The organism is Psychrobacter sp. Ps7, assembly GCF_022129225.1.
Taxonomy (GTDB): domain Bacteria; phylum Pseudomonadota; class Gammaproteobacteria; order Pseudomonadales; family Moraxellaceae; genus Psychrobacter; species Psychrobacter immobilis_A.
In genome coordinates, this window is sequence record NZ_JADQAH010000060.1 from 1 (window position 1) to 12,083 (window position 12,083).

Sequence of the window (12,083 nt, forward strand, 5' to 3'; positions counted from 1 at the left end):
AGCGGCAGCCGCACAAGGTGCAAACTCGGTAGCGTTAGGCAATAAATCTATGGCTGGCGGCATGAACAGCATCGCTATCGGTAACGAGGCAAAAGCGACCAAAAACAACCAAGTCGTCTTAGGTAGTGCTGGACAAGTGCAGTCTAGTACCGCATCACAGTCAGGTACGGTCAGAATCGTCACTATCGATGACAATGGCACGTTAGGCACTATGATGGTTGACTACTATAAGTCGGCTAAATAATTATAATTGAGTGGTTAATACTGACGCTGGTGTAGTTATAGTCAGTCATACTAGATGAAACAAAAACCTCGCGATTGCGAGGTTTTTTTTGGTTGGTATGGTTGGTTTGCTTGATGGTGTTTTGAAGTGCTGCTTTAGATTTCGTGGTTATCAAAGTTATTATGAAGCTGGAGCCAATCCTGCCATCCGCTATTATCTGCTTATCTAGCCGTGGTGAGTCAACGGCTTGGGGTATTCCTGTTTGGTCACGAGACTACCCCAAAACCTAGCCTTCGCAACACTCCTATTCAAGCAGGATAGCCGCTACTGTCAGGGCTAAACTGCGTTTCAGGGCAAGCTCTAAAGTTAAGACTAACTATCGCGTTTTTTTGAAACCCTTAGTAGCTAATACTCAAGTCAACTTTGGTTCTCTTTGCTACAATAGATCATATAATTATTAGCTGTGGAATATAATAGTTTAATGAAATATAAATTTATAATCGAATTCAACTTAAAATAAGGGTTTTCAGTGGCGATAAATATTCCCGAAAGAATGGAAAAGGTACTAAAAAAAGACTCTGGTATTTATTCTTTCACTCTAACAAGCGTAAGTAATCTTAAACCTTGGCTAGATGCTAATACAACGGTGTTTTTTCCTGAATATACTGATCATAGCTTCATACATTTGAATGAAGTTTTAGCAACATCCCAGAGTATTATTATGGATGAAAGCTGGAATACTATAACGCCTGAGGACGTATCAGCAATGATAATCTCAGTATTACTTCATGATTGTGCAATGCATATTACGGAAGATGGATTTTATTCTCTTATAGGAGATACGTATCCACCAATTAGGTCTCAATATGTGGAAGCAGAACCTAAATGGAGTGTAATGTGGTCTGACTACATAGCAGAAGCCAAGCGCTTCAATTCCGATAAGCTCAAATCAATTTTTGATGATACTAAACCTGTAAGTGACATTCCAAAAGACAAAATAGAGTTAACAACTAGGGATAAGTTACTAATTGGCGAGTTTATCAGGAGACATCATGCTCGAATAGCACATGAAATTGTATTCAATGGTGTACCAGGAACTGATGGAAAAACGCTCAAGCTAGCGGATGAACCAAGACGACATTTTTTAGATTTATGTGGATTTATAGCTAAAAGTCACAATATGTCATTAAGACAAGCTGTCGATGAGATACAGCGTAAAAAAAGAAGGATTCATTTAAATACTCACGTTCCATTCTTGATGTCTGTTCTTCGTATCTCTGACTATATTCAGGTACAAGCAACTAGAGCACCCTCACAACTATTAAATGTTAAATCATTGATCAGTCCTATATCGAAAGGTGAATGGAAAAAACATGATGCTATTCTTGAAATTAGTCATGCTGATGAAGACCCAGAAGCTCTATTCATAGACGCTGAACCTCAAGATGCACTTATTTTCGAAGATTTAAGGCGGCTTTTTAGTGATATGCAGAGAGAGCTTGATGAAGTATGGGCAGTATTAGGTGAAATCTATGGTAGATATGATGAAATGTCTAATTTAGGTATTAATATTCGTCGTCTACGCTCTTCATTAGATGATATTGAGCAGTACATTGAAGATAAAAGCCCTAACTTCATCCCTAAGGTACTTAAATTTCGAACTGCTGATTCCGAAATGATGGAACTATTGATCGCGCCACTTTATGGCGATAAACCTGAAATTGGTATTCGAGAGCTAATACAAAACTCAGTAGATGCTTGTTTAGAGCGTGACGATATAATTCACAAACAAAGTATTACTTTTGATAAGCCTAATGACTATGATGTATGTGTTTCAGTAATTGAGCATGAAAATTATGGTGAAGTAATTGTAGAAGATTATGGTATAGGTATGACACTTGATACTATCGAAAATTACTTCTTAAATATTGGAGCTTCATTTAGAAACAGTGACAGATGGAAAAAAACGCATGAAACTGATGGCAGTTCTGACATTCATCGTACTGGAAGATTCGGCATCGGATTATTAGCTGCTTATTTACTTGGGGATGAATTAGAGGTTGAAACAAGGCATGTAAATTGTCCAAAGAATAAGGGGCTGAAGTTTAAATGTCGTAGAGGGAGTAAGTCAGTAACGGTATCAAATATTAGCTGTCATATTGGTACTAAAATATCGATTAAAACAAGTAGTAGTAGTATTAAGTATTTAAACAACGACTCACGAAAATGGGATTGGTATTGTTTAAACACTCCTAAAGTAAAACGCATAGTTTTGAAATTAGAATCTTTAGAAAACATCTTACCAAAAGCTTTAGCTCAGAACATCATTGTACCCCAATGTCTTAGCGAATTAAACAATAGTAGCTGGAATAGAATTTCAACTAGTGTATTTAGCGATTTGCTTTGGTCGCATACTAAGTATAAATTATCTGAAGGTAATAGAAACTCTTCACAAACTTCACCAGCGCTAATTTGTAATGGTATTATAATTAGTAGTATGTATGGATCATCTAACGCTTCGATTGTAAAATTTTCTTGGTCAAAAACCTCAATAATAGAGCCTTTGACTCCTACAATAGTCGTTTACGATCAAGATGGGGAATTGCCTTTAAACATACAAAGAAATGCATTAACAAATGATAGTCCTATATTTACAAATATTTTAAGCAAGGATATAGTCAAGAATGCTGTAATTGATTTTTTTAATCTAGCAAAACCTAAAGACTTTAGTAGTTTTGAAAATATGCATAATCTAGTTGTCAAAGCCGAGAAACTGAGCTGGAAGTCTGCTAGTAGCTATAAATACTTAGAATGCTTTATTTTTTCAAAGTTAGGCATAATGATATTAGATAAAGCAATGTTACAAACATCAAAATTGGAAAGTTTACAAATAATAGTAGGGCGTTCTAATTATCTGCTAGAAGAAAATCTATTAAAGAACGAATTTACGAATATTATATTCGCATCAGCTAGTAATAAAAGTTTATATGAGAAGAGTAATTGGGTTAGAAATTATTTCGAACTAAGGGAAAGAGGATATAGATCAAGCTTTTCTCACTATGTTCCTTATAGAAATTTAAGCGGTTCAAGGCTATTTATAAAAAAACATTACTATAGTGATGTTTGCAAACCTGGGTATCTACCTAAAACATTCCAAAAGAAACTTGAGGTTATATGGGAAAATGATACTTGGATTGCCTTAGAAATCAGAAGAGGTAATATGAGTCATCTACCAATTTTCGCCGACTTTGAATCTTTTGTAAAGAAAATAGACCAAAAAGAGATATTTGGAACAGTACTTCATTATTTTGATTGGAACAAAAATTTAGTAGAACATAAAGAAGAAGAGGAACTATCGATCCCTAAAGCATGGTTAGAACTAAATAGCGATAGTCCTTATTTTAAAGTGCAGGATTTTTAGTTAGTTTCAAAAACTCTAACGCCCCTTAAACTCAGCCGCCCTTCTCTCAACCATCGCCATCGCACCCTCTTTTGCATCTTCTGAATGAAACAAATGTGGCAGATAACCATGAATATTAGCTAATGCCACTTTTGCGCCATTACGACTGGCATCTTGTGCTGATGATAATAATCCTTGCACGCCAAGCGGTGCAGCGTTGCAAATCTCTTGTGCGATACTTAGCGCGCGCTCGTATTCTTCTCCATTTGCCACCACTTCGCTGACCAAATTCAGTCTATCAGCCGTTTGCGCGTCAAAGTTTTTACCTGTTAATAGATACGGCATGGCTTTTTGCCAGCCAGCTGCTGCTACAAAGCGTACAGTCGCGCCACCAAACGGCATAATACCGCGCTGAACTTCCATTTGCGCAAAGTTGCAGTTATCACTGGCGATAACCACATCACTACTGAGCATCAGCTCAATCCCAGCGGTAAAGCACGTTCCTTGTATCGCCACGACCACAGGTTTGCTGCGCAGTTTGCCACCGATTCCCCATGGATCTATTTGGGTTTCATCGAATTCAAATGCGCCTTTATCCCACTTATCCTGTAGCTCCATTAAATCAAGCCCTGCGGTGAAGTGCTTACCGTGAGCGAATATCAGCGCACAGCGAAGATTGGCATCATTTTCGTATTGAGTGAGTGCCTCAGAGAGTTGCTTAATCATATGGCTATCAAAGGCATTGCGTTTATCCGCGCGATTGAGCCCGATCAAGCAGATGTAATCTTGGACGTCATAGGTAATGCGAGTGTCATTGCTAGTAGAATTACTATTATTACTTTCCGTAGTCATGTTTTTCTCCTTATTAGAGCGATCGTTTTATGGTTTGTCACATGGCGAATTAACACTACTAAAAATTATGTAACTTACTTTCAATATAGACATACGTTCGGTGCAACGCAAGCATCGTTTTAGCATGAGTATCAATAGCTGATATCAATATTAGTTGACCTCATTTACGCTAATGTGCAACTATTATCCAACTCAAGAAATGAATCAGAGCACGTTATGGAATTTTGGCACGGTTTTTTGCTTATCACCAGCGTCCATCTACTCGCTGCCGCCTCTCCGGGTCCTGATTTTGTATTAGTCTCACAGCAAACCTTGGCAAAAGGTAGACGCACGGGTTTGATTTGTAGTCTTGGCATTACCTTAGGTCTTGCCGTACACATTATCTATTCGGTGCTAGGACTGGCAACGCTCATCGCCCATTCGCAGCCACTACTCACTGCTATTAAATGGTTGGGCGGCAGTTATCTTATTTATTTAGGTTGGCAAGGTATTCAAGCCAAACCGAAAAAAACATCAGAATTAGTAAATCCAGTAGAGCTAATAGATTCAGGTGTTCACGTTTCACAAGATATGCTTATTAAGCAAACGACTTCTACCAGTGATGCCGAGCTTTCTGATAAAGCCATCTCGACCAAAAAACCGCCTACTGACACTGAATCGACCGCTTCCATTCTACGCCGTGGCTTTTTTTGCAATGTGTTTAATCCCAAAGCGCCCGTCTATTTCGTCGCGATATTTACACTCGTACTCTCACCCGATATACCACTGTGGCAATTGGCTATTTATGGTGTCTGGATGATGGTCTTGCAGATGGCATGGTTTAGTACCGTGGTGATGTTACTGTCTATTCCTGCCATTCATCGTCGCTTTCAGCGTTTTGAACATTGGATCGACCGTGTATTGGGTACAGCGATGATAATATTGGGATTAAATCTGATTTTACGTAGCCGATAAGACGCTAGTGACTCGTGAAATCTGCTAAAATGGTGCATTATATTCAAACATCAAAGCCTGATACTATGACCAGTAAGCCTATGAACCGTCGCCCGACCGCCAATAATCACCGAAACAGATCGCCTGAAACTGCTAAAAAATTAGGGCAGCTACATCCGCGCAATCCGCACCAAGGTCGTTATGACTTTGAAGTATTGACTCGCGCTTTGCCTGAGCTTGCTAAGCATACCATTACCAATCCGAAAGGCGAGTCGACGATTAACTTCTCAGACAGCGCCGCCGTGCGCGTCCTTAATCAGGCACTACTAGCAAATTATTATGGTGTGAAATTCTGGGATATTCCGGAAGGTTATCTCTGCCCACCGATTCCGGGACGTGCCGATTATATTCACTATATTGCCGATTTACTTGCGCAAACGACGCATGTTAATAAAGACAATACCCCGCCGACTGGCAAAGAAATCCACGCCCTAGATATTGGCACGGGTGCCAGCGCGATTTATCCTATTGTTGGCAGCCAAAGCTATGGCTGGCGCTTTACTGCCTCAGACATTGACCCTATTTCGGTCAATACTGCCGCGCTTATTTGTGAGACCAATCCAAAGCTCAAGAGTGCCGTTAAAGTCAAACTACAGACCGAACCTAAATTTATTTTTAAAAATATCATCGGTCGCCAAGATTACTTTGATGTGGTGGTATGTAATCCACCGTTCCATGCCTCATTAGAAGAAGCGATGGAAGCCAATAGCCGTAAGCAACATAATTTGCAACGACATCGTGGTAAGAATGAGAACGCACAAATCAGCCGCAGCTCAACCAAGTCGGGCAATGCCGCGCAAAACCTAAACTTTGGTGGTCAGCATAAAGAGCTATGGTCTGAGGGCGGTGAGATTGCCTTCTTAACCAAGATGGCAAAAGAGAGTCAAGATTTCGCTGAGCATGTTGGCTGGTTCACAAGTTTAGTCTCAAAGTCAGAAAACGTGAAACCAATGCAACTACTGCTAAAACAACTTGGTGTTGCCCAAATGCGCATCATTGAGATGAGCCAAGGTCAAAAAAGTACGCGTATACTCGCATGGCGTTTTGATACTGACGAAGAATAGATAGTAGTTAATATAAAATAGTTATAGTTTCACGTGAAACAAAGCCCTTATTAAAAAAGCACCCCTTTGATCATCAAAGGGGTGCTTTTTATTGTAGAGAATCAAACCAAATAATGATGCTTATTAACGGATAAACATCACCTTTATACCAATGGCTATCAATACTAATCCACCAAGTATCTCAGCTTTATCCTCCAGCCACGTACCTGAACGCTTACCTAAATAGATACCGAAAAAGCCAAATCCAGCGGTGACAATAGCGATGATGAAGCACGCTAACCATGCATTAACTACCAGTAAGTTTAAAGTAAAGCCTGCTGCCATTGCATCAATACTGGTAGCAATAGCCAATGTAAACATCATACGATGATTGATTTTTTCTTGTATATTTTCATCGAAACTGCCTGCTAATACCGCTTCAACCTCACCATTAAACACTTCATATAACATCTTAGCGCCAAGCACAATAAGAATCCCACCACCAATCCACGGGGCAGCAGTCGCTAACCAGCCTAATAATACTGCACCCAATAGATAACCTATCAGCGGCATCACACCCTGTGCAATACCAAAATACAGCGCTGCATAAACCGCTAAACGCAGCACATAAGCAGATGAGTGCTTTTGCGATTTAGCCCCTAGCCCAATTGATACCGCAAACGCATCCATTGCCAATGCTATAGCAAGTAAAATAACTTCGATCATTTCTATATCCATTATTTAAAGCATTTATTAAATTAAGTTTCACGTGAAACAATTCTAATATTAAAAAACCACCGCCTTGATTGCCAAAGCGGTGGTTTTTTTAATTAATTAACAATGATTTCGCAACCCCTTATGTCCAACTTAGATGTCTAAATTAGACACCGTCAATGCATTCTCTTCAATGAAAATACGACGCGGTTCAACATGATCACCCATCAAGCAAGTAAACATATGATCCGCCGCAATCGCATCTTCAATCGTCACGCGTAGCATACGACGGTTTTCAGGATCCATCGTGGTATCCCAGAGCTGATCAGCGTTCATTTCACCCAGCCCTTTATAGCGCTGAATTGCTAGACCACGACGCGCATCAAGCATCATCTGCTGCCAGAGGTAATCAAAGTCGCGTACAGGAATGTCTTTAGTGGTTCCCGCACTTGCTTCACGGCGGATAAAGGCATCCTCTGCAAGCAAGGTATTCCATTCAGCAGATAAACGCAGCAACTTGCTGTACTCGCCCGAATTGATAAAGCTAGCATCTAGCAGATAATGATGGGCTAACTGGTGCACATACACCGTAATACGCGGTAGCCACTGTTCTTTTGCTACTGGAGCTTCAGCGTCAACATTTTCCCCGCCTTCAACTTCAATGACAGGCTTCATACCCAGTAAATCAGCAGCAGCAGCATCCATATTTTTAGGCTGCGGCGCATGGATATTGACCAGTTCAATCTCCGGACTCAAATCACTACCGAAGTGCTCAAGCTGGGCTTGCATCGCCTCTTTCCAAACTTGCATCGCAGGCAAATCATAAGTCATATCAGTGCTAAGCTTCGGCGTATGCGTCAGCGCATCCAATAACACTACTGGGAAACGAATCTGCAAACGGGCTTTGATCAGCTGCGTTTGGTTATAGTCATTTAGTAGCGTTTCTAACGCTTGCCCCGTAATAGCAGGAGCATCCGCACTGATATGCAGCTTAGTATTGTCAATCGTTGATGATAATAAATACGCTTTGAGTGCTTCGTCGTCTTTTAGGTACAGCTCTTGACGACCTTTTTTCACTTTATAAAGCGGTGGTTGAGCGATATAAATATAACCACGCTCGATCAACTCAGGCGTTTGACGGAAGAAGAAGGTCAATAGCAAGGTACGAATGTGTGATCCATCAACGTCCGCATCGGTCATGATGATGATTTTATGATAACGTACTTTATCCGGATTATATTCGTCTGGACCAATGCCACAACCAAGCGCAGTGATGAGGTTACCAACCTCAGCAGAAGACAGCATTTTGTCAAAACGTGCGCGCTCTACGTTTAGGATTTTACCTTTCAATGGCAATATCGCTTGGGTTTTGCGGCTACGACCTTGTTTTGCTGAACCACCTGCAGAGTCACCCTCCACAATGTAAAGCTCTGACAATGCCGGATCTTTTTCTTGGCAATCTGCTAACTTACCAGGCAAACCAGCGATATCTAAAGTGGTCTTGCGACGCGTCATTTCACGCGCTTTACGAGCGGCATCACGAGCACGAGCGGCATCAATGATTTTGCCAGCAATAGCCTTACCAGCGCTTGGATTCTCTTGCAGATAATCATTAAACTTATCATGCATTGCTGATTCGACCGCTGATTTTACTTCACTTGATACCAGTTTATCTTTGGTTTGACTCGAAAACTTAGGATCTGGAACTTTAACGGATACGATAGCGGTCAGACCTTCACGCGCATCATCACCAGTAGCAACGACCTTCTCTTTTTTGAAGAGATTCTCGCGATCCATATAGGTATTCAAACAACGCGTCAACGCTGAACGAAAGCCAGATAGATGCGTGCCGCCATCTCTTTGGGGAATATTATTGGTGAAACAAAACACTTTTTCGTTATAAGTATCTGTCCACTGTAATGCCACTTCGACGCTGATACCGTCATCTTGCTCACTCACAAAATGAAAGACTTCATTGATGCCATCTTTACCAGCATTGATATAGCTGACAAATTCTGACAAGCCGCCTTTGTGTTCAAACTCATGACGCTTATCAATACGCTCATCCGTTAAAACAATGCGTACACCCGAGTTCAAGAATGATAGCTCACGCAAACGCTTCGCTAAAATATCGTACTCAAAGATGGTGCCAGTAAACACATCGCTACTGGGATAAAAGCGGATTTGCGTACCGGTTTTGTCGGTTGGCTCCATTTGCTGAATGTCTGCATCAGGCACCCCATCGGTATAGGTTTGATGATAATGATAGCCTTCACGCCAGATATTCATTTCAAGCTTTTTCGATAAGGCGTTAACGACCGAGACACCAACACCATGTAAGCCGCCTGATACTTTATAGCTGTTATCATCGAACTTACCGCCTGCATGCAAGACAGTCATAATGACCTGCGCCGCAGATACACCCTCTTCTGGATGGATATCGACAGGCACGCCGCGACCATTGTCCATGACGCTCACAGATTCGTCTTCGTGGATAATGATATCGATTTGATCACAATGACCTGCGAGTGCCTCATCGATAGAGTTATCCACCACCTCAAAGACCATATGATGTAAGCCTGTACCATCATCAGTATCACCGATGTACATACCAGGGCGTACGCGTACCGCTTCTAACCCGCGCAATACACGAATATCTTTGGAGCTATAATCAGAAGGTAAACTTTCAGGAACCACCGCTGGTGCCGTAGTTTCAGCAATGCTGTCTGACGTCAGTTGCTCGTGGTCGGTAGGTAATGAATCACTCATGTGCATTCCTTAATCTAGCCATAATCAGCCGTTTGTTATTAGCGCACCACTACGATGACGCCTCATAACGTTATTTTAGACTTAATTTTTATAGTCAAAACCTTTGATAAGCATTACCAGCTAAAACACGATTAGCTAAAAATTCTTGAGTGTTGATAGCGACTTAAAAAGAGTTTCAAGTCCGCGCTTTTTTTCTCTAACATCGGCTTCTTTTTTTAAACATTATAAAAACCAAGAGAGCAAATAAAACATCTATTTATCAAATACTTAGAAATTTACAGGCATTGAAAAACACCTATATAACGTCATCAAACAACTTGCTGAGAACAGGACAAAAATAAAGCCCTATTTTAGCATTTTTTTGCCTCTAAGTCACTGTTTACTGAGCGTTTTATGCCTATAAAACCAGCTCGCAAAGATAGCCTATATCATTACGAAATGACAGGTAGATAAGTATCGATATGAAAGACCGTGGAGAAAGGAAATAACATAAAGGAGATAATTAAGGACTCAAGATTTGACCTTGTTTCACATGAAACGTACTGGGTTTTGACCAATATTGATGCACCAAAGGCAAAATATCATCGGTTAAGCTGGTCATAAATACTTGACATGGCAGCTGCGCTAACGTCGACAATAGAATATCTATCGCCCTATCATCAAGCTCTGCAGTAATATCATCTAGTAATACCACTGGTGTCACCTGAGCATGAGCGCTATCATTTGATAGATCATTAGTCTTTTGAGTATTTAGCAGTAATGGCAGTTGCGATAAACGCAGTGCTGTGATTAATAGCTTTTTTTCACCACGCGACAACACATTGGCTGCCTGCTCTTTTATAACAGGTATTTTGAGGTTAGTGTCCGCTTCATGCATTGTATCTGAGAAATTGTTATTCGACGCTGCCGAGTCATTAGAGCGCCAATGCACATGAATATCAGCACGGTGATTACCGATACGAGTATATCCCAGTTGCAAATCCTGTTCTAAGCGCTCGTTAAGCTGTATATCCAGCGCAACATTCGTATCGTAACCAGCATTATAGCTAAGGCTCAATTGCTCCGCATAAGTAGGCAATAACTGCGCGATACTTTCAGCAAAATAAGGCTGCCATTCTGCAAATATCCGTTCACGATAATGATGAATCAGTGCCGCATGATTACTAAGTCCTTTATCCCACGATTTTAGTTCAGCGAGCTGCACTTGGGTCAAATGACGTGTCTTTTTTAGTAAACTATTGCGCTGTTTTAATAGACGCTGATAGGCGAGCCATTGTGGATGAAAGCCTTGTTTCATGTGAAACACTAACCAATCTAACAGCTGGCGACGACTAGCACTCCCCTGCTCTAACATATCCATCGTTGAGGGATCTATCAGTAGCGTGGGTAGCTGCTCAGTTAAGATGCTTTGGTTATAGACAGTGGTTTGATTCAGACGTAGAATTGTGGTCGCGTCAGCTTGTTTTTGGATAGCTAAGGTATTGCTATCATTGAGTCTAGCGTACACAGTCACTGTATTTTGATGATGCTGAATGTAGCGTTTTGGCTGGTGATGACGAAAGCTTTTTCCTCTTGATAGCAGAAATATAGCTTCAAGTAATGAAGTTTTTCCACTGCCATTGGCACCGATAATGACGTTGCAAGCTGTTGCATGTAGATTGACGTGCGTCAGGTTGCGTAGGTTAGATATTTGTAGACGTTCAATCATAATGCCGACAACCGCCTATTGACGCTACCTATAAAAATAGGCAAAAGTTTAATAATTATTAAATTTAAAATACTGAATTTTAATCAAAGACACTCAGCTTACCTCAATTTTTAAGTGCAAACTGAGTGTCTTTAGTCCCTGCTATTAAACCTATTGAAAACATATAGAAATTATACAGAAACTATATACGCATTGGCATAATGACATACTGATGGAACTCATCATTCAGCTGATTGACTAGCACCGACGCGTTTGATTGACTCATGTGCATTTGTAAGTCACCTTGAATCACGCCAAGCACATCCTGTAAATAAGCAGCATTAAAGGACAGCTCCATCGGCTCACCTTGATACTTCGCCTGTATCATCTCCACCGCTTCAT

General features: G+C 40.8%; 7 protein-coding genes and 2 pseudogenes. 4 read left to right on the forward strand and 5 right to left on the reverse strand.

All coding sequences use genetic code 11. The features are described from left to right. Nucleotides 1–244: pseudogene (locus tag I3257_RS13695) on the forward strand (hypothetical protein); the annotation flags it as partial. A 508-nt stretch (nt 245–752) separates the two neighbouring features. After that, nucleotides 753–3,644, forward strand: a complete 2,892-nt coding sequence (locus tag I3257_RS14240) for an ATP-binding protein (protein WP_238050108.1) — start codon at nt 753–755, stop codon at nt 3,642–3,644. 15 nt (nt 3,645–3,659) lie between these two features. On the opposite strand, the gene I3257_RS13705 is transcribed toward I3257_RS14240, so the two are convergent. Next, nucleotides 3,660–4,475 (reverse strand): crotonase/enoyl-CoA hydratase family protein, encoded by an 816-nt coding sequence (locus I3257_RS13705; protein WP_238050109.1) that lies wholly within the window; start codon nt 4,473–4,475, stop codon nt 3,660–3,662. A 216-nt stretch (nt 4,476–4,691) separates the two neighbouring features. Between I3257_RS13705 and I3257_RS13710 the strand changes: the two genes are divergently transcribed. Together I3257_RS13710 and rlmF are read left to right on the forward strand one after the other, a co-directional pair. Next, on the forward strand, nt 4,692–5,429 hold the full coding sequence (locus I3257_RS13710; protein WP_238050110.1) for a LysE family transporter: 738 nt from the start codon (nt 4,692–4,694) through the stop codon (nt 5,427–5,429). A gap of 65 nt (nt 5,430–5,494) precedes the next feature. Next, a complete protein-coding gene (gene rlmF / locus I3257_RS13715) occupies nt 5,495–6,532 on the forward strand; it encodes a 23S rRNA (adenine(1618)-N(6))-methyltransferase RlmF (protein WP_238050111.1) in 1,038 nt (345 codons plus the stop codon). A gap of 123 nt (nt 6,533–6,655) precedes the next feature. Here the strand turns inward: rlmF and I3257_RS13720 are convergent, their stop codons facing one another. The 4 genes and pseudogenes from I3257_RS13720 to I3257_RS13735 all read right to left on the reverse strand — a co-directional run. Then, complete coding sequence (locus I3257_RS13720; protein ID WP_238050112.1) at nt 6,656–7,237, reverse strand: manganese efflux pump MntP family protein; 582 nt, start codon at nt 7,235–7,237, stop codon at nt 6,656–6,658. A 141-nt stretch (nt 7,238–7,378) separates the two neighbouring features. Further along, nucleotides 7,379–9,994: a DNA topoisomerase (ATP-hydrolyzing) subunit B gene (gene gyrB, locus I3257_RS13725; RefSeq protein ID WP_238050113.1), complete on the reverse strand. Its 2,616-nt coding sequence runs from the start codon at nt 9,992–9,994 to the stop codon at nt 7,379–7,381. A 502-nt stretch (nt 9,995–10,496) separates the two neighbouring features. Further along, on the reverse strand, nt 10,497–11,702 hold the full coding sequence (gene recF / locus I3257_RS13730; protein WP_238050114.1) for a DNA replication and repair protein RecF: 1,206 nt from the start codon (nt 11,700–11,702) through the stop codon (nt 10,497–10,499). 181 nt (nt 11,703–11,883) lie between these two features. Continuing rightward, nucleotides 11,884–12,083: pseudogene (locus I3257_RS13735) on the reverse strand (DNA polymerase III subunit beta); the annotation flags it as partial.